14 protein-coding genes are annotated in these 18749 nt (G+C 62.2%); 6 read left to right on the forward strand and 8 right to left on the reverse strand.

Annotation, left to right across the window (positions count from 1 at the left end):
- Positions 1 to 72: 72 nt before the first annotated feature.
- On the reverse strand, positions 73 to 846 hold the full coding sequence (locus HF027_RS12025; protein WP_168015998.1) for an EAL domain-containing protein: 774 nt from the start codon (positions 844 to 846) through the stop codon (positions 73 to 75).
- Between the two features lie 556 nt (positions 847 to 1402).
- On the opposite strand from HF027_RS12025, the gene HF027_RS12030 reads away from it, so the two are divergent.
- The 3 genes from HF027_RS12030 (at position 1403) to HF027_RS12040 (ending at position 4601) form a co-directional block, all read left to right on the forward strand.
- Positions 1403 to 1795 (forward strand): DUF4168 domain-containing protein, encoded by a 393-nt coding sequence (locus HF027_RS12030; RefSeq protein WP_168015999.1) that lies wholly within the window; start codon positions 1403 to 1405, stop codon positions 1793 to 1795.
- A gap of 159 nt (positions 1796 to 1954) precedes the next feature.
- Positions 1955 to 3847 carry a DUF294 nucleotidyltransferase-like domain-containing protein gene (locus HF027_RS12035; RefSeq protein WP_168016001.1) on the forward strand — a complete coding sequence of 631 codons (1893 nt, stop codon included), beginning with the start codon at positions 1955 to 1957 and terminating at the stop codon, positions 3845 to 3847.
- A 25-nt stretch (positions 3848 to 3872) separates the two neighbouring features.
- Positions 3873 to 4601, forward strand: a complete 729-nt coding sequence (locus HF027_RS12040; RefSeq protein ID WP_168016003.1) for a 3'-5' exonuclease — start codon at positions 3873 to 3875, stop codon at positions 4599 to 4601.
- Positions 4602 to 4766: 165 nt separating this feature from the next.
- Here HF027_RS12040 and HF027_RS12045 read toward each other — a convergent pair whose 3' ends face one another.
- The 4 genes from HF027_RS12045 to HF027_RS12060 form a co-directional block, all read right to left on the reverse strand.
- Positions 4767 to 6440: a BCCT family transporter gene (locus HF027_RS12045; RefSeq protein ID WP_168016005.1), complete on the reverse strand. Its 1674-nt coding sequence runs from the start codon at positions 6438 to 6440 to the stop codon at positions 4767 to 4769.
- A gap of 50 nt (positions 6441 to 6490) precedes the next feature.
- Positions 6491 to 6919 (reverse strand): universal stress protein, encoded by a 429-nt coding sequence (locus HF027_RS12050; RefSeq protein WP_168016007.1) that lies wholly within the window; start codon positions 6917 to 6919, stop codon positions 6491 to 6493.
- Positions 6920 to 7307: 388 nt separating this feature from the next.
- Positions 7308 to 8996: a BCCT family transporter gene (locus tag HF027_RS12055; RefSeq protein ID WP_168016008.1), complete on the reverse strand. Its 1689-nt coding sequence runs from the start codon at positions 8994 to 8996 to the stop codon at positions 7308 to 7310.
- Complete coding sequence (locus HF027_RS12060; RefSeq protein WP_168016010.1) at positions 8909 to 9280, reverse strand: hypothetical protein; 372 nt, start codon at positions 9278 to 9280, stop codon at positions 8909 to 8911. Before HF027_RS12060 ends, HF027_RS12055 begins: the two co-directional genes overlap by 88 nt.
- A 522-nt stretch (positions 9281 to 9802) precedes the next feature.
- Between HF027_RS12060 and HF027_RS12065 the strand changes: the two genes are divergently transcribed.
- The 3 genes from HF027_RS12065 to HF027_RS12075 all read left to right on the forward strand — a co-directional run bounded on the left by HF027_RS12065 (position 9803) and on the right by HF027_RS12075 (position 14685).
- A complete protein-coding gene (locus tag HF027_RS12065; RefSeq protein WP_168016012.1) occupies positions 9803 to 11521 on the forward strand; it encodes an NAD(P)H-dependent oxidoreductase subunit E in 1719 nt (572 codons plus the stop codon).
- 11 nt (positions 11522 to 11532) lie between these two features.
- Positions 11533 to 14367, forward strand: a complete 2835-nt coding sequence (gene fdhF / locus HF027_RS12070) for a formate dehydrogenase subunit alpha (RefSeq protein WP_168016014.1) — start codon at positions 11533 to 11535, stop codon at positions 14365 to 14367.
- A 63-nt stretch (positions 14368 to 14430) separates the two neighbouring features.
- The gene (locus HF027_RS12075; RefSeq protein ID WP_168016016.1) at positions 14431 to 14685 is read left to right on the forward strand and encodes a hypothetical protein; all 255 of its coding nucleotides are present in this window, start codon (positions 14431 to 14433) and stop codon (positions 14683 to 14685) included.
- A 178-nt stretch (positions 14686 to 14863) separates the two neighbouring features.
- Here HF027_RS12075 and HF027_RS12080 read toward each other — a convergent pair whose 3' ends face one another.
- From HF027_RS12080 to HF027_RS12090, 3 genes are all read right to left on the reverse strand, one after another.
- Positions 14864 to 16465: a gamma-glutamyltransferase family protein gene (locus HF027_RS12080; protein WP_168016018.1), complete on the reverse strand. Its 1602-nt coding sequence runs from the start codon at positions 16463 to 16465 to the stop codon at positions 14864 to 14866.
- Between the two features lie 8 nt (positions 16466 to 16473).
- A complete protein-coding gene (locus tag HF027_RS12085; RefSeq protein WP_168016020.1) occupies positions 16474 to 17307 on the reverse strand; it encodes a sulfite exporter TauE/SafE family protein in 834 nt (277 codons plus the stop codon).
- 270 nt (positions 17308 to 17577) lie between these two features.
- A complete protein-coding gene (locus HF027_RS12090; RefSeq protein ID WP_245184777.1) occupies positions 17578 to 18744 on the reverse strand; it encodes a PQQ-dependent sugar dehydrogenase in 1167 nt (388 codons plus the stop codon).
- Between the last annotated feature and the right edge of the window lie 5 nt (positions 18745 to 18749).

Below are 18749 nucleotides of genomic sequence, written 5' to 3' on the forward strand. Positions count from 1 at the left end.
TGTGCGACACGCGCCTGTCTGGAAGCTGTAGCGGCTAGGATTATAGCGGGGACCCAGGGCTCAGGCCGTCGGTCAGGGCCGACGCAATGCTTTCAGCGTGCTGGCGAGTCCCGGGCTCAGCGCTTCCACTGCGGGACGCGCGAAGAAGAACCCTTGTTGCAGAACGATCCCCTGATCGCGAAGCCAGAGCGCTTCCTCTTCCCGCTCGATACCTTCCGCCATCAACTGGATATCGAGTTCTCCGGCGAGCCCGATGACGGCCCTCACCAGCGACTGACGGCGACGATCCTGATCGCAGTCTCTCACCAGTTCCCGGTCAATTTTGAGGATATCGGGCCGCAGGTCGGTCAGAAGATCCAGGTTGGCATAGCCATTGCCAAAGTCATCCAGCGCGGTAGTGAAGCCCATTGCCCGGTAAGTATCGATGATATTACGCAGGTGCTGGCGATCCTGAACCAGCTCGGTTTCGGTGATCTCAAAATTGATGCGTGCGGCAGGCCAGCCGACCCGACTGCAGGCCTCTAGGGTCGCCTGAATACAGGCCTGCGGTTCGTAGACGGCATTGGGCATGAAGTTGATTGACAGGGTCTCGCGCATGTCCAGATGGCTGGCAAGTTCGATGGCCTTGACCCGGCAGGCTTGATCGAAGCGATACATGAGCCCGTCCGTGACCTGGCCGATCACGCTACCCGCCGATTCTCCCTGAGGCCCGCGAACCAGTGCCTCATAGGCGTAAATATTTCCCGCCTCAAGATCCACGATGGGCTGAAAGGCCATCGTGAAGTCAAAGGGAAGTGGCCCTTCGCAGCGGTTACAGGAATGGTCATTTCTCGCACATCGCGCCATGTTGTCATCCATTTCTACATTGATCGGTTTATACACGCTAGGTACCAATGCAGTATCCGCCATGAGATCGACAAGCCTTCCCGCAACATGGCTTATTTCTCTTGGCTACTGCCGGAAACGATTATCGGCATATCTCGGCTTATCTTTAAAGTTTGTGCGGTTTTTCCGAGCAGCTCGTAGCTCGTCACGTCTTATCGCTTTCTTGCCCTTGGGGGGAGCGCTAGGAGGGAAGTTGGCCACTCCATGGCCCCCACATCTGCTGCTCTGCTGCGTAACATGTTGGCGCCAATCATCCTGGTGATTCAGGCCGTGGGGCTATTGCTGGTCATTCTCTTCTCGTCTCTTGTGACCTGGCTGTCAAACTTGGCTTATGGTTAAGCCTTGCGCGAGTCAGGGCCGCCAAGCAGGGGCTTGGTGGCCCCCAGCATGAAGTGGCCGAGCCTTGGGGGTCGGCCACTTCGTTACAAATCACTACACAACACAGTTGAACGGCATGGGGTCTCTGTCGTCCCATGGTTGCGACATAAATCGTTTATACACTGGAGGTACTTTCTAGATGCAACGCCTGACTGCCCTGTTAACGGCTGCGCTACTCAGCGCCGGTATGCTCTCCGCTCCCGCCATCGCGCAAGAAGACGCCTCCTCACAGGCGGCACAAGCCCAAGCGGCCGCACCGGCCACTGACTTCTCCGATGAGAAGCTGCAACAGTTCGCCGAGGCCTCCAAGGAAATCGCCAGCGTGTCTCGTGACTACACGGAACGCCTGCAAAATGCCGAAGACGAAGCCGCCAAGCAGGAAGTTCGCATGGAAGCTAATGAGGACATGGTCAACATCGTCGAGGACAGTGGCCTCGAGGTCAGCACCTTCAATGCCATTGGGCAGGCCATTCAGCAGGACCCGGAACTGATGAAGCGGGTGCAGGGCATGGTCGAGCCGCAAGCCGAGTGATGCCAGTAGCCGGCTTTTCCTGAGTCGAACGTATTATGCAAAGGCCACCTACGGGTGGCCTTTTGCATGTATGAGCGTTTTGACGCGGTGTGGCTCTTTACAGGCTCTGTCGAGCATTAGAGACTGGAGCCAATAGAAACTTGGGCCGAGGCGGTGATCATGGACGTGGAACTGTTGGATATTCGTCAGCACATGGCTGGCAATGCGCCCTTTGATACGCTGAGCGACGACCTGCTCGATGAGGTGGCCGAGTCGGTCGAAGTCGGCTATTTCCGCGCCGATACCATGATCTGCGAGGACGGCCAGGCAGTCGAGAACCTGCACTACATTCGTAGCGGTGCCGTGGAGGTTTATCGGCGCAACGGTGAGCTCTCCAACCGCTTTGGCGAGGGCGATATCTTCGGCTACTCCGACCTGCTCAGGAATCAGCGGGTGCGCTTCCCGGTCAAGTCGATCGAAGATACGCTGGTCTATTTCATTCCCGCCTCACTTTTCAAGCGCCTTTGCAACGAAGATGAACATTTCGCGGACTTCGTCGAAGTGGGGCGACCGCGGCTCGAGACGACGGTCGATCATCAGCACTACGACAACTCCATGATGACGACCCGAGTCCGCAAGCTGATCTCGCGCCTGCCAGTGATGATCGAAGCCGATTCGACCATCCAGTCAGCTGCCGCCAAGATGTGCGAGCAGAATGTGTCCTCGGTGCTGGTGTTGCAATTGGAGAAGGAAGCCTCATCGCATACCTTCGTGCTGGGGGATGGCAAGCAGTGGCGTACAGTGGGCATCCTGACCGACCAGGACCTGCGGACACGGGTGCTGGCCGCGGGGCGCGATGCTAACTTGCCGGTTGCCGACGTGGTGACGCATAACCTGATCGCTATCCAGTCCGATGAGTCGGTCCACGAGGCGATGTTGTGCATGTTACGCAACAACATTCACCATCTGCCTGTGCTGCATCGGCGGCGGCCTGTCGGGGTACTGCATCTCTCCGACATCATCCGCTACGAGACCAACAGCAGTCTGTATCTGGTCGGTAATATTTACCACCAGACCAGCCTCAAGGGCCTGGCGCGATTGAGCGATGACGTGCAGCGCAGCTTTGTGGGTCTGGTCAAGGATGGTGCGAACTCGCAAATGATCGGCAGTGCCCTGTCGACCATAGGGCGCTGTTTCAGCCGGCGCCTGATCGAGTTGGCAGAACAAGAACTGGGGCCACCGCCGGTACCCTACTGCTTCATGGTGATGGGCTCGATGGCCCGCAACGAACAGGCCATCGTCACCGATCAAGACAATGCGCTGGTGCTCGATGACAGCTTCGACCCAGAGCAGCATGATGCTTACTTCCTGGCCCTGGCTCAGCGGATCAGCGATGGGCTGGATGCCTGCGGATATACCTACTGCAAGGGCGATATCATGGCCACCAACCCGCGCTGGCGGCAGCCGCTGCGGGTCTGGAAGCAGTATTTCAGCGACTGGATCAATGACCCCAACCCTGAGCGCCTGCTACACAGCTCGATCTTTTTCGATCTGGATCATGTGTATGGCGAAGAGGGCTTTGTCGAGCAGTTACAGGACCTGGTCGCCGATAGGGCGTCGAAGAGCCCGCTTTTCCTGGCGGCCATGGCGCGCAATGCCGTCAACCGCACACCGCCATTGGGCTTCTTTCGCACCTTCGTGATGGAGAAGGATGGCAAGCAGAACAACTCGATCAACCTGAAGCGCCGTGGCACGGCGCCATTGGTCGATCTGATCAGGGTGCATGCGCTGGCTTGTGGGTCCCGAGCTCAGAATTCCTTCGATCGTCTCGATGATATCGCCAAGACCCAGCTGCTGGTCGGGCGTTCCAGCGAGCGGATACGCTATGCGCTTGAGTTCATCTCCATGGTGCGTATTCGTCATCAATCGATTGACATCGAGGAAGAGCGCGAGCCAGACAACAACATTGAACCGGAGAACGTTTCCGACTCCGAGCGGCATAATCTCAAGGATGCCTTCCAGGTGTTGAGCAACGCCCAGAAGTTCCTGAAGTTCCGCTACCCCCTGCCCTAGGGGCCCTCAACTGCTGCGAAGAGTCATGTATAAGCTTCCATTTCGTAAACACAAGGTCAGCCCGAACGCCTGGCCGGAATATCTGGCCGCTCAGGCTGACCGGGTCAGTGATCCTGCGTTGAAGCGTTTCTACGCTGCCTATGATCTCGACCCGAATACACCGATCGGTGAGGTGCCGCTGGTGGCGCTGGATATGGAAACCACGGGTCTTGATGAGCGGCGTCATGCTATCGTCAGCATCGGCCTGGTGCCCTTTACCCAGCAGCGTATCCATCTTCCCCAGCGGCGCTACTGGATAGTGAAACCCCCGCGTCCACTGAACAGACAGTCGGTCACTTTTCATCGTATTACGCACTCCGAAATCGCCAACGCACCGGATCTTGACGAGATTCTCGATGAGTTACTCGAGGCTCTGGCTGGCCGCCTGGTGGTGGTGCACTATCGTCACATCGAACGCCCGTTTCTGGACGCGGCCGTGAAGGCGCGTCGGGGGGAGGGGGTGCTCTTCCCGGTGATCGATACTATGTCGCTTGAGGCACGCCTGCATCGCCAGTCGCTCTGGGCCCGCTTCAAGCGCTGGATGGGTCGACCGCCGGCGTCTATTCGTCTTCACGACAGCCGCATGCGCTATGGCCTGCCTCCCTACCAGGGTCACCATGCGGTGGTCGATTCCCTGGCCACTGCCGAGCTATTCCAGGCGCAACTGGCGACGCATTTTGATCCCAAGACCCCGTTGCACCGTCTCTGGCACTAAAGCAGTCTGCCTTGTCCTCGCTGGATAGCCATCGCCTTCACACCTAGTCATCGACCTTATCCCTGGATTTAGCCGAACGCGCCTATAAACGACCACGGGCGGCCCAATGGGCCGCCCGTGGCGTTTTACGTGGGGTCATCAGGCTCCTGGCCTGATGACGTTTCTTCAGTTGCTTCGAGGCTCGGACATCAAGCCCTTGACGATCCCGTAGCAGCCTACCAGCAGCACGATAGTAAACGGCAGACCGGTAGTCAGGGCAGCTGTCTGCAGGGCTGCCAGGCCGCCGCCGAGTAGCAGGGCGATGGCGAGAGCCCCTTCGATCAGCGCCCAGAAGATGCGCTGCGGCTTGGGCGCGTCGACCTTGCCGCCGGCGGTGATGGAATCGATCACCAGTGAGCCGGAGTCGGATGAGGTGACGAAGAACACGATCACCAGCACGATACCGATGAAGGAGGTGAGCTGCGTCAGCGGCAGGTACTCGAGCATGTTGAACAACTGCAGTTCCAGGGCAGCATCCTGCACCGTGGTGATGCCTTGGTTCACCACCTGATCGATGGCGGTGGTGCCGAAGGCGGTCATCCACACGACCGAGGCCAGTGACGGTACCAGCAGAACGGAGATCAGGAATTCCCGCACGGTACGGCCGCGGCTGACGCGGGCGATGAACATGCCGACGAACGGCGACCAGGCAATCCACCAAGCCCAGTAAAAGGCGGTCCAGCCCTGGCTGAAGTTGGCATCTTCACGTCCGAAGGGCATCGACAGCGCCGGCAGGTTCTGCACATAGCCCAGCAGATTATCGAACACGCCAATGGCGATCATTAGCGTCGGCCCGACAGCGATCACGAACACTAGCAGCATCAAGGCCAGCAGCATGTTGAGCTGTGAGAGACGCTGAACGCCCTTGTCCACACCCAGCATGATCGAGCCCAGGGCGACTACCGTGATACCCATGATCAGCAGGATCAGCGTGGTGTTGTTATCGGGGACGCCGAACAGATAGTGCAGACCCGCGGACGCCTGGGTGGCGCCGATACCGAGTGAGGTGGTCAGGCCGAACAGGGTGGCGAAGACCGCCAGAATGTCGATCACATGGCCTGGCCAACCCCAGATGCGCTCACCCAGAATCGGGTAGAAGATCGAGCGCATGGTCAGCGGAAGGCCCTTGTTGTAGGCGAAGATCGCCAGAGAAAGGCCCACGATCGCATAGGCGCCCCAGGGGTGAAGGCCCCAGTGGAAGATGGTCGCTGCCATGCTCAGGTCGATGGCGCCGGCCTGGTCACCCGCGGCGGCGCCCAACGGCGCCCAGTCGGTCCTGACGCCATTCTCCATTGTGGTGCCGCTCATGGCGGTCCCGAAGTGCGTCAGCGGCTCCGACACGCCATAGAACATCAGCCCGATGCCCATGCCTGCGGCGAACAGCATCGCGAACCACCCCAGGTAGCCGAAGTCGGGCGTAGCGTTAGCCCCCCCGATGCGCACCTTGGCCAGTGGGGTGAAGATCAATACGACCGCCAGCACCACGAAGACGTTGGCCCCCAGGATGAAGACCCAGCTCAGGTTGGTCGTCAGGAAGCTGAACATGCTGTTGAAGATCGGTTCCATCTGGTCCTGGAGGGCCAGCGTCGCGATCACGAATATCAGAATTACCAGCGAGGAGAAGAGGAAGACCTTGCCGTGCAGGTCCACGTTGATCCCCAGAGGGGAAGCGGTGATGTTGTCCTGTCCGATCACGTAATCCGTATCGATCAGGTTAGCCGCGCCCTCGGGCGCCGGAATTCCCTCGGTGCCGGTATCATCCGGCGCCTTGGGTTTGCCGTCGTTGGGTTGCTTAGCCACTAGACGTCTCCCTTGCAGTTATCGATTGTTGTGTATTCAGACGTGGGTTACTACTCGCCGGCCCCTGGGCGTACCAGGAATACCGATGCCTTGGTGTGTGTTGCCACCTTGCCACCGTGAGAGGGCATGATGACATCCGCATGCTTGGGGGGGTGAGTCGGCATGATCACGAGATCGGCCCCAACCTTATCGATGGCCTCGATGAGATCGTTGTCGAGGTCAGCGATAGGGTCGGGACTTACGATGGTATGGGTGCTGACAGGCCGTCCGTGGACTTTGGCACGTTCCTGGGCGAAGGCTTCGAGCTTCTGGGTGAACTCTTCCGGCGTGCGAGCCACCGAGCCGGGGGTGGTGGCAGTGATGCCGACGTAACAGACTTCCGCCTCGTAGTGTTTCGCCTGGTCAGCGACGATCTTCAGCGCCGGTTCAATAACATCGAGGTGGGCTAGATCCACCGGAACCATGATCTTCTTGAACATCTTCGTTCCTCCTGCGGGGTGTAAGTGGTTGTAGTTCCTTGATGTTGCCTTGGTTTAGCGTTGGTGCCTCACAGTCTGCGCATTTGCCCGTCGAATTTCCAGTTCCGCTTCAACGCTCGATTTTCTGCTGGCCCTTACCAGATAGAAGCCGACGCTACAGGGCCCCTATCAGGTACACCCAAGAGTTTCGAGACAGTCGGCGACTGCAGGGGCCCGGCCAAGCAGGTGGCTCACCTCCAGGCCGCGACGCTGTTTTATAACCCGCAACGCTATTTTGCATGATGGTGCCATTTCATCTTGGCATTAGCCGACGTGTTATATGATCTAAAACGACCACAGGCGGCCCAATAGGCCGCCTGTGGCGTTTTGCGCAAGCACCATCCGCTCATCAAGCCCGCTGTTCCTCTGTGGCGCTCTTGGGCTCGGAGAGCAGCCCCTTGATGATGGCGTAGCAAGCCACCAGCAGTACCAAGGTGAACGGAAGGCCCGTGGTGATGACCGCTGTCTGGAGAGCTGCCAGGCCGCCGCCGAGTAGCAGAGCAATGGCGATGGCCCCCTCGATGATGGCCCAGAACATGCGCTGCGGCTTGGGTGCATCGATCTTGCCGCCGGCGGTAATGGAGTCGATTACCAGCGAACCGGAGTCCGAAGAAGTGACGAAGAACACCATCACCAGCACGATGCCGACGAAGGACGTGATCTGAGTCAGTGGTAGCTGGCCGAGCATCGTGAACAACTGCAGTTCGAGAGCCGCGTCCTTGACGCCCTGGAAGTTGTCGGTGATGAGCTGATCGATGGCGGTGCCACCGAAGGCGGTCATCCACAGCACCGAGACCAGTGATGGCACCAGCAGCACGGCGATCAGGAACTCGCGAACGGAACGACCACGGCTGACGCGAGCGATGAACATGCCGACGAACGGAGACCAGGAGATCCACCAGGCCCAGTAGAAGGCGGTCCAGCCCTGGCTGAAGTTGGCGTCTTCACGCCCGAAGGGCATAGACAGCGCCGGCAGATTCACCATGTAGGCACCCAGGTTATCGAAGAAGCCGGTCGCGATCGCAAGGGTCGGGCCGACGGCAATCACGAACGCCAGCAGCAGGAAGGCCAGCACCATGTTGAGCTGGGAAAGACGCTGTACACCCTTTTCGACACCCACAAGCACAGACATCAGTGCCACGGCGGTGATGCCCACGATCAGCAGGACCATGGTGACGTCGTTGTTGGGAATGTCGAAGAGGTAGGCAAGACCGGCAGATGCCTGCGAGGCACCCAGACCGAGCGACGTCGCCAGGCCAAAGAGGGTCGCAAACACGGCCAGAATGTCGATCAAATGCCCCGGCCAGCCCCAGATCCGCTCACCCAGGATCGGGTAGAAGACCGAGCGCATGGTCAGCGGCAGGCCCTTGTTGAAGGAGAACAGCGCCAGTGCCAGTGCCACGACCGCATAGATGCCCCAGGGGTGCAGGCCCCAGTGGAAGATAGTGGTGGCCATGGACAGTGATATCGCTGCCTCAGCGTCGCCGGCAGCGGCACCCAGAGGAGCCCAGTCGGTCCTGACCCCGTTCTCCATCGTGGTGCCGCTCATGGCGGTACCGAAATGGGTAAGAGGCTCGGACACACCGTAGAACATCAGGCCGATGCCCATGCCCGCGGCGAATAGCATGGCGAACCAGCCCATGTAGCTAAAATCGGGGGTGGCGTGGGCGCCACCAATCCTGATCTTGCCCATGGGCGTAAAAATCAGCGCGATGGCGAGTATCACGAAGATATTGGCCGCCAGCAGGAAGAACCATGACAGGTTGCCGGTCAGGAACGAGAAGACCGCATCGAAGACCGGTTCTACCTGATCCTGCAGGGCCAGGGTGATAAACACGAAGAACAGCACCACCAATGCAGAGATACTGAATACCTTGCCATGCAGGTCGACATCGAGGCCGAACCGGCGGGTCGTCAGGTTATCCTGACCGATCACGTAATCGGTATCGATCAGGTTCGCTGCGCCTTCTGGCTTGGGTACACCGTCAGAGACAGGAGTGTCCTTGTCACTGCTGGCGTTAGGGGAGTTTTTTTCCACTGGGAAATCTCCTGCTGGTTAAATGAAAGGGTGTCATCAATGGCCTGAATGATGGCGGCATCCATGTCGGCGACAGGGGCCTGAGAGGTGATGACCTTGGTGCTCACTTCCTGCCCATGCAGCCGTCCCTGTTCATTGGCAAAGGCCTCGAATGCTACCGCATACTCCTTCGGGGTCTTGGCCAATGCGCCAGGCGTAGTCACGCGGATATGACACGTCTCAGCCTGATACCACCTGGCGATATCCGCCGCCAGGTCGAAGCGTTCTGCGTGTGTCAGATCCACGCTAAGCGCCACTCTGTTGAAGATCGTCGAGACTCCTTGAGGAGTTTGTTAGCGGATGTACCTCTAGGTCACGATCTGTTTGCCTGAGTGGCGTCGATAGTCTGCGGATTTGCCCAGTGAATTGCTAGCCTGGTTCTAAACGGTAAACGTTAACGGCCTTGACGAGGTGACACGGCCGGATGGACCGGTCATCGTGAAAAGACACGATAGCGGGCGATGGCGGGTAGTGCCTGCCAACGACACGACTGCCCAGTGGCGCGAGAGTTGACTAGGCTAGACTGGAGGTAAGGGTGAAAGGCTTCGACCTGGCCAGGCTCGACAAATCGCCAAGCTCGATGATGCCGAAAGACATGTGTCGAGAGCGGCATTGCGAATTGTCTGATGAGTTAGCCGAGAGCGACCCCTACGTAGCTACCCGCTCCATGCGCGTCGAGGACGCCATTGTCGGCGCCCATGCCCGGTGCCAACATAACGAAAAGCGCCGTGACCACCGATCGCGTCCATCAGAATAATGAGCCCGCCATGACTGTTCAGACCGTGAATCCCAAGCGCCGCTTTCGCGGCACGCCCCGCGGCCGCGAGCTCGATGCCGACTGCCTGAGTGAGCTTCGCGAGCTACTCGGCAACGAGCGCGAGCATTCCGAGCTTCGCCGCCGTGATTTGTTACTCGAGCACCTGCATCGCATTCAGGATGCCCAGGGCTACGTCTCACTGCCCATGCTGCGTGCGCTCGCAGACTACATGAATCTCCCGATGGCGGAGGTCTACGAGACCGCCACCTTCTATGCCCACTTCGATATCATCCACGACGATCAGACGCCGCCGCCGGCGGTGACGGTACGGGTCTGTGACTCGCTGTCCTGCCAGCTGGCTGGCGCCGATGCCCTCAAGCAGGCCCTGACGGACGGTGCCGACCCGGAAGAGGTACGCGTGCTGCGCGCTCCCTGCATGGGCCGCTGCGAGATGGCACCGGTGGTCGAGGTCGGCCATCGCCACGTCAACTACGCGACCCAGGAAGCCGTTGAAGCGGTCATCGACACGGGGCACTTCCACCCCGAGACGATCGACTGGCAGCGGCTCGAGGACTATCGCTGTGAAGGCGGCTATGAGCTGCTCGAGCAGTGTCAGGCCGGCGCGGTGACAGTCGAGTCGCTAATGGAAGAGCTCGAACGCGCCAACCTGCGAGGGCTCGGCGGTGCGGGCTTCCCGACCTTCAAGAAGTGGTACTTCGTGCGCCAGGAAGCGGGACCGCGCTACTGCGCGATCAACGCCGACGAGGGCGAGCCCGGTACCTTCAAGGACCGCTACTACCTGGAACATGCCCCGCATCGCTTCCTCGAGGGGGCTCTGGTCAGCGCCTGGGCGGTGGAAGCCGAGGCGCTCTACATCTACCTGCGCGACGAATATCCGGGCCTGCACAAGGTGCTGCACGAGGCGATCGCCGAACTCGAGGCCGCCGGCCTGGTCACGCCGGGCTATGTGGTGATGCGCCGCGGTGCCGGCGCCTACATCTGTGGCGAGGAGTCGGCGATGATCGAGTCGCTGGAGGGCAAGCCGGGTAAACCGCGCCACCGCCCACCCTTCGTCGCTCAGCGGGGCCTCTTCGACCGCCCGACGCTGGTCAACAACGTCGAGACCGTCTACTGGATTCCGCTGATTCACCAGCGCGGCGCTGACTGGTTTGCCGGCCATGGCCGCCATGGTCGCACGGGGCTGCGCAGCTTCTCGGTGTCCGGTCGGGTCAAAAAGCCCGGCGTGCATCTGGCGCCGGCGGGCATCACGCTCGCCGAACTGATCGAGGAATACTGCGGCGGCATGCAGGACGGGCATCAGCTCGCCGGCTACCTGCCCGGTGGCGCTTCCGGCGGTATCCTACCGGCCAGCAAGGCCGACATCCCGCTGGATTTCGACACCCTGCAGGCCGAAGGCTGCTTTATCGGCTCCGCGGCGGTAATGGTGATCTCGAATCAGGACAATCTGCGGGCGGTGGCCACCAACCTGCTGGCCTTCTTCGCCGACGAGTCCTGTGGTCAGTGCACCCCCTGCCGGGTGGGTACCGAGAAGATGCTGACGCTGCTCGAGCGCCAGACCTGGGACGCCGAGGCCTTGACGCGGCTCTCCACGGTGATGGTGGATGCCTCCATCTGCGGGCTCGGCCAGGCGGCACCCAATCCGGTACTTGGCTTGCTCAAGGACTTCCGCGACGACCTCGCCGCACAGAACCTGATCGTTAAAGGGTAGGGAGATAGACCATGACGAACGAGACCTTCACCCTGACGCTCGATGGCCACGAGGTTGACGGCTACGCTGGCGAGAGCATCTGGCAAGTCGCCAAGCGCGCAGGCGAGACGATTCCGCATCTCTGCTTCAAGGATTCCGCCGGCTACCGGGCAGACGGCAACTGCCGTGCCTGCATGGTCGAGATCGAGGGCGAGCGGGCGCTGGCCGCCAGCTGCCTGCGCCAGGCCCGTCCTGGCATGGTGATCCACAGTGCCGGCTCCGAGCGTGCCCGCATCGCTCGTGAGGGCGTGTTGGAGCTGCTTGTCGTTGATCAGCCAGACCGCGAGGACAGTCCGGACCGCTCGAGTCACTTCTGGGACATGGCCGATGCCCTGGCCGTCGATGCCACCGCGGTGCGCGAGTGGATGCCGCGGCGCGAGGAGCGCGAGGCGCCCACCGTGCATCATATAGAGCCCCGCGAAGGCTCGCTGACCCACGACGCCACCCACAGCGCGATGAACGTCAATCTCGATGCCTGCATCGAGTGCAACCTCTGCGTGCGCGCCTGTCGCGAGGTACAGGTCAATGACGTCATCGGCCTGGCGAACCGCGGCTCGGCGTCGAAGATCGTCTTCGATTTCGACGACCCGATGGGCGATAGCACCTGCGTGGCCTGCGGCGAGTGCGTCCAGGCGTGCCCGACAGGCGCCCTGATGCCGGCTACCCTGGTCGACGAGACCGGACGCGGCGACTCCGAGGCCGCGGACAGCAAGGTCGATTCAGTCTGTCCTTACTGCGGGGTGGGTTGCCAGCTCACGTATCACATCAAGGACGAGGAGATCCTCTTCGTCGAGGGCCGCGACGGGCCTTCCAACCAGAACCGGCTGTGCGTCAAGGGCCGCTTCGGCTTCGACTACCCGCGTCACCCCTCGCGTCTGACGCGCCCGCTGATCCGCAAGCCAGGCATCGCCAAGGGAGTCGATCCCGATTTCGATCCGGCCGACCCGACCACGCACTTCCGCGAGGCCAGCTGGGATGAGGCGCTGGACGTCGCTGCCGGCGGCCTCAAGGATCTCAAGTCCGCCCATGGCCCTGACTCCCTGGCCGGCTTCGGTAGCGCCAAATGCTCCAACGAAGAGGCCTGGCTGTTCCAGAAGCTGGTGCGCACGGGCTTCGGCTCCAACCACGTCGACCACTGCACGCGCCTGTGTCACGCAAGCTCCGTGGCGGCGTTGATGGAATGCATCGGTTCCGGCGCGGTGACGGCCTCCTTCATGCAGGCCAGCGAGGCCGATGTGGTGATCCTCACCGGTTGCAACCCGGCGGTGAACCACCCGGTGGCGGCGACCTTCTTCAAGCAGGCCGCCAAGCGTGGCACCAAGTTCATCATCCTCGATCCCAAGGGACAGGCGATGAGTGCCTATGCCCACCAGGCTCTGCGCTTCACCCCGGGCAGCGATGTCTCCTTGTTCAACGCCATGCTCAACGTGATTGTCACCGAGGAGCTGTACGACGAGTCCTATATCCGTGAGCACACCGAAGGCTTCGAGGCGCTCAAGGAACATGTCCGTGACCTGACGCCGGAAGCCATGGCCGAGAGCTGCGGCGTGTCCGCCGAGGAAATCCGTGCCGTGGCACGGGAGTACGCCAATGCCGAGCGGGCGATGATCTTCTGGGGCATGGGCATTTCCCAGCACGTGCATGGTACCGACAACGCGCGTTGCCTGATTTCGCTGGCGCTGGCCTGTGGTCAGACCGGACGCCCGGGTACCGGCCTGCATCCGCTGCGCGGTCAGAACAACGTCCAGGGCGCGTCGGACGCGGGTATGATCCCGATGGTGCTGCCCGATTATCAGCCGGTGGGTGACGCCCAGGTGCGCTCCGCCTTCGAGGAGCTGTGGAACACCAAGCTTGAAGAAAAGCCGGGGCTCACCGTGGTCGAGATCATGGATGCCATCAAAGAGGGCACCATCAAGGGCATGTACATCCAGGGCGAGAACCCGGCGATGTCCGACCCGGATCTGGATCATGCCCGAGCGGCGCTGGCCAAGCTTGAGCACCTGGTGGTGCAGGATTTGTTTGTCACCGAGACCGCCCAGTTCGCCGACGTGATCCTGCCGGCCTCGGCCTGGCCGGAGAAGGACGGCAGCGTGACCAACACCAACCGTCAGGTGCAGCTGGGGCGTCAGGCCCTTCCGCTGCCTGGCGACGCCAAGGCTGACTGGTGGATCATCCAGGAAATCGCCAAGCGCTTTGGTCTGCCCTGGAACTATACCCATCCCCGCGAAGTCTTCGCCGAGATGGAGCAGGGCATGCCATCGCTGGATCACATCACCTGGGAGCGCCTCGAGCGCGAGGGCTCGGTGACCTATCCCTGTTCGGCGGACGATGCGCCGGGAGACGATGTGGTGTTCTCCGAGGTCTTCCCGACCGCCTCGGGCAAGGCGAAGTTCTCGCCGACCCTGCCGCTGCCGCCGGATGAGCCGATTGATCGTGACTACCCGACGGTGCTGACCACCGGCCGTCAGCTCGAGCACTGGCATACCGGCTCGATGACGCGTCGGGCGCGGGTACTCGACGATCTGGAACCGGAAGCGGTGGCCAGTGTCGCCCCGGGCGAGCTGCGCCGGTTGGGGCTGTCGCCTGGCGAGTGGCTGTCCATCACCACCCGGCGTGGCGAGATCTCCCTGCGAGTTCGGGTCGATCCGCACATGGCCGAGGGTATGGTGTTCGTGCCGTTCTGCTACGCCGAGGCGGCCGCCAACATCTTGACCAACCCGGCGCTTGATCCCTTCGGCAAGATTCCGGAGTTCAAGTATGCGGCCTGTCGATTAATGCCGGCCGAGGAGCCCGTTGCGGCGACTTGAGTCGATATATCGCCTAGGCTACGCCCTGACGCAACAGCCATGAGGCAAGAGGAGGAGGTCACCATGATGATCGTCGAACTGATCGATGGAGACGATTTCCGCAACAGGCTGGTGGACCTTGGGGTCGCGATTCCGGACGGCGCCTGCCCCGAGACCTGCGCACGGATGGCGCGGCGCAAGTACCTGGAGGTTGGCTTGCCGGGTCTCGAGGAGGTGGTCACCGAGCTGATGTCCAAGACCGATGTGATGCTGCCTTCGGTGCGCCGCGCCATCGAGGCACACCTTGTGCCCGTGCTGTCACTGCCCCGCTCGTCCTGAGCGGGCGGTGACGGTGCCTGCGAGGGCCTTGTGATAAGAAGCACGTGTGATAAGAAGCACGTGTGAACAGAGGTCTAGGCGCTTGCCTGGCAGGCGCCTAGGGTACGCGCTGGTCGTCAGCGCCTCAGATGGTGAGCGCTTGTGGCCCATGCTGGCCCCAAGCGCTACAGGCACGCGGTTAAACCGCGGCGGCACCCCCGTCGCTGCGGGGATCGTGGGCACCTTCCAACAGGCCGTCCGGATGACGCACGATGGCGCCAGCGTGGCCCATGGTGTCGCTGAACCCCTCATCGAGTAGCGTGATCTCGTGGCCGGCGTTTTCAAGGGCCTCCATTAGTGGGGCCGGGAAGCGATTCTCGAGCTTGAGCCCGGTACTTTCCTCACCCCAGGTGCGGCCCAGCAGCCAGCGAGGGGCGTTGATCGCTTGCTGTAGGTCCATGCCGAAGTGGGCATAGCGGCTATAGATCGCCGCCTGTGTCTGCGGTTGGCCTTCTCCTCCCATGGTACCGAAACTCATCACCCGACCGTCGTCGAAGCGGGCAAGTGACGGGTTCAGGGTATGAAACGGCTGGCGATAGGGCTCCAGGGCCTGCAGCGCCTGCGGGTCCAGCGAGAAACCGATGCCACGGTTCTGCCACATCACCCCACTCTGTGGCAGCACCACGCCGCTGCCGAACTCCCAGTAGACGCTTTGAATGAAGCTGACCATCCGCCCCTTTCCATCGGCGGCGGCCATCCAGATGGTATCGCCTGCCGCGGGCTCATGGGGCCAGGGCAGGGCTCTGCGTGAATCGATCTGTGCGGCCTCCCGCTCGAGTGCTTCCGGCGTGAGCCAGCCCTGCGGATCGCGTGGCAGCCGGCCGGGATCGGTCACGGTTGAGTCGCGGGCCATGAAGGCGCGTTTGGTGGCTTCCACCAGGCCGTGCAGGTGCGCAACGCCTTCCCCCTCTGTTACCCCCAGCCGCTCGAAGACACCCAGCGTCATCAGCGTGGCCAGCCCCTGGGTGGGTGGCGGCAGATTAAACACATGCGCCTCCTTGAGCCGCACCTCCAGAGGCGTGACCGCCCGGGGATGGTAGCGGGTGAAATCATCACGTCGCAGTGGGCTGCCGAGTGCCTCTAGGTCCGCGGCCATGCTCGCCGCAAGCTCCCCCCGGTAAGCATCGTCGAGCCCGGCGTGGGTCAGGTGCTCGAGCGTATCGGCGAGGCGTGGCTGTCGCAGCCGCGAGCCGACGGCGGGCGCCTGACCAGCGTTGAGGTAGGTCTCGGCGAAACCCGGTGCGGCGTTGAGCGCCGACAGGTGCTTGGCGCTGAGTGCCGCCTGGCTGTCGGTCACCGCCACGCCGGTGCGGCCATGGCCGATGGCTGCTTCGAGCAAGCGAGACAGCGGCAGGGCAGGGCCCCAGGCGGCGGCCTGGTCGAGGGCCAGTTGCCAACCGCCGAGCGTACCGGCCATGGTCAGTGCCGCGAGCGGCCCCCGTGAGGGGATGCCATCCTGCGCGCCGTAGCCGTGTTCGGCATAGAACGAACGGCTGGCCAGCCCGGCCGCCGGGCCGCTGGCATCGATGGCCAGCGGCGGCTTGCCGGGTTCATGGATCAGCCAGAAGCCGTCGCCGCCGATGCCATTCATGTGCGGGTAGGCCACCGCGATGGTCGAGGCCATGGCGACCATCGCCTCGATGGCATTGCCGCCCTCGGCGAGGATGTCACGGCCGGCCTGGGCCGCCAGGTGGTGGGGGGCGACGGTCATGCCGCCATAAGCACGGGGGGTGTGTTGCATGGGACGCCTCAGGAGAACAGCTCGATGTACATGCGCACCGCGGTGGCGAGCAGGAAGAGGGCAAACAGCCGCTTGAGCAGGGCCGGATCAATGGCGTGAGCGAGCCGCACGCCTAGCGGAGCACAGAGCATGGTCATCGGCACGATGGCAGCGAAGCCCAGCAGGTTGACGAAGCCGATCGAACCCGGCAGCCGGTCGGGCATGCCAAGCCCCGTGATCATGAAGCTCAGGGTGCCGGGAATGCTGATCACCAGGCCAAGGGCCGCCCCTGTGCCCACCGCAATGCGGATCGGGATGTTCAGCGCGCTCAGGGTCGGCACGCTCAGGGTGCCGCCGCCGATGCCCATCAGCGAGGAAATACTACCGATCACCGCGCCGATCAGGCCGCTGCCCAACCGCCCCGGCAGGCCCTCGCGAATGATGCGGGTGTGGCGGCGCATCATGTTGGCGGCGACCAGCAGGGCAATGGTCGCGAAGATCCCGCTGAGCGCGTCCCCGCTCAGGTAACCGCTGGCGATACCGCCAAGTCCCACACCGATCAACACGCCCGGGACCAGTCGCTTGATGACGCTGGCGTCCAGGCCGCCTTTCCTGTGGTGTGCCCTGGCCGACATGATCGAGGTCGGGATGATGGTGGCAAGTGAAGTGCCCACGGCCAGATGCATGCGCACCGCCTCGTCGACACCGAGCAGGGTGAAGAGATGGAAGAGTACCGGCACGATGACGATGCCCCCACCGACCCCGAGCAGCCCGGCCATGATCCCGGCGATGGCGCCGGTGGCAAGCAGGGCCGCCACCAGCCCGACAATCCCGATCAGGGATGAAGAATCCAGCAGTTCCATTGAGAGCGCTTCCTTGGTGAATCGTGAGTTGCGGTCGATGAGGCCGCATATCGATACGACAACCCGTGCGGCGTCGTGGCTAGCCTCGATCGCTTGGATGAGCCGCTTGGCGATGTCTGAAAGAAGGATACCAGCGCAATGGCAATGACTTGCAGCCCGACATAAGGCCTACCCCGCACATGGATGGCAAAGGTTACGCCTTAATGCGCGAGTATCGACGGGGGATCGAGGGGCTGCACGCGGCGGAGGTCTAAACGCCAGATGACGCCGTCAGCGATTGAGGGGGACCAGGCGAAAGAGCCCGCCATTGGGCTGATCATTGAGCAGGTAAATCAGCCCGTCCGGGCCCTGGCGGACATCACGGATGCGCCCGATCTCGCCTTCGAGCAGGACCTCGGCGTGGGACACGTCACCGTTGTCAATCGTCAGTCGTGTCAGTGTTTCACTGCGCAGGCCCCCGGCCAGGAGATCCCCTTGCCAGCCCGGAAAGCGTGAGCTGTCGACCCAGGCGAGTCCCGATGGTGCATAGCGCCCCTCGAACACATAGGCGGGATCCCGCATGCCCGGGGCATGATCGCGACCGATCGGCTGGTTGGTCACATAGTCGCGGCCAAGCGTTACCTTCGGCCAGCCATAGTTGACCCCCGCCTCGAGGCGATTGATCTCGTCTCCGGTGCGTGGTCCGTGCTCGCTCGACCAGACGCTACCATCCTGCGTTACCGTCATCCCCTGGATATTGCGATTGCCCAGGGTGTAGAGCGCCTCGGCCATGTCCGGGTCGTCGACGAAGGGGTTGTCGGAGGGGGCTTTACCGGTCGCCGTCAGGCGTAGCACGCTGCCGGCGTGATCGGCGCCGTCCTGCGCCCGATCGCTGTCACCACGGTCGCCGATGCTCAGCAGCAGGGTGTCATCGGGGAGCCAGGCCAGCCGCCCACTATAGTGGTGGTTGAGCACGGAGAAGCGATTTTGCTCGAAGATAGGTTCCACCTTGCTGAGCCGCGGACCATCCGGCGCGTCCAGGTCGAGCCTGGCTCTGGCAATAGCGGTACCACTGCCCTCGGGGCCGGCCTTGGCGTAGCTGAAGTAGAGCCAGTCATGCTCGCCGTCACTCCTCTGGCCAAAGCCCGGATGCAGGGCCAGATCGAGAAGACCGCCCTGATTGCGGGCAACGACCCGTGGTACGCCGTCGATAGGCGTGACGCTCCCGTCGGGTTCGATCAGCACCAGCCGCCCCGGCCGCTCGCTGACCAATATACGCTCATCGGGCAGGAAGGTCATCGACCAGGGCCTCTCCAGACCCTCGGCCAGACGCTCGAGGCGAAAGTCATGAGGGTCGCCGGGTACGCGTTCGGCGATCGTTTCCGCGGCCATGGCCAAAGGCAGGGGCAGCAGTGTCGTCAGTAGCAGGCTAGCCATCAGATTGATGCGTCGTCGCACGATCG

The sequence above is a fragment of the Halomonas salinarum genome, assembly GCF_012062845.1.
Taxonomy (GTDB): Bacteria; Pseudomonadota; Gammaproteobacteria; order Pseudomonadales; family Halomonadaceae; genus Onishia; species Onishia salinarum.

Coding starts and splice junctions, on each gene's coding strand:
- HF027_RS12025 (WP_168015998.1), bottom strand. CDS start 846: ATGGCGCGATGTGCGAGAAATGACCATTCCTGTAACCGCTGCGAAGGG.
- HF027_RS12030 (WP_168015999.1), top strand. CDS start 1,403: ATGCAACGCCTGACTGCCCTGTTAACGGCTGCGCTACTCAGCGCCGGT.
- HF027_RS12035 (WP_168016001.1), top strand. CDS start 1,955: ATGGACGTGGAACTGTTGGATATTCGTCAGCACATGGCTGGCAATGCG.
- HF027_RS12040 (WP_168016003.1), top strand. CDS start 3,873: ATGTATAAGCTTCCATTTCGTAAACACAAGGTCAGCCCGAACGCCTGG.
- HF027_RS12050 (WP_168016007.1), bottom strand. CDS start 6,919: ATGTTCAAGAAGATCATGGTTCCGGTGGATCTAGCCCACCTCGATGTT.
- HF027_RS12065 (WP_168016012.1), top strand. CDS start 9,803: ATGACTGTTCAGACCGTGAATCCCAAGCGCCGCTTTCGCGGCACGCCC.
- fdhF (WP_168016014.1), top strand. CDS start 11,533: ATGACGAACGAGACCTTCACCCTGACGCTCGATGGCCACGAGGTTGAC.
- HF027_RS12075 (WP_168016016.1), top strand. CDS start 14,431: ATGATGATCGTCGAACTGATCGATGGAGACGATTTCCGCAACAGGCTG.
- HF027_RS12080 (WP_168016018.1), bottom strand. CDS start 16,465: ATGCAACACACCCCCCGTGCTTATGGCGGCATGACCGTCGCCCCCCAC.
- HF027_RS12085 (WP_168016020.1), bottom strand. CDS start 17,307: ATGGAACTGCTGGATTCTTCATCCCTGATCGGGATTGTCGGGCTGGTG.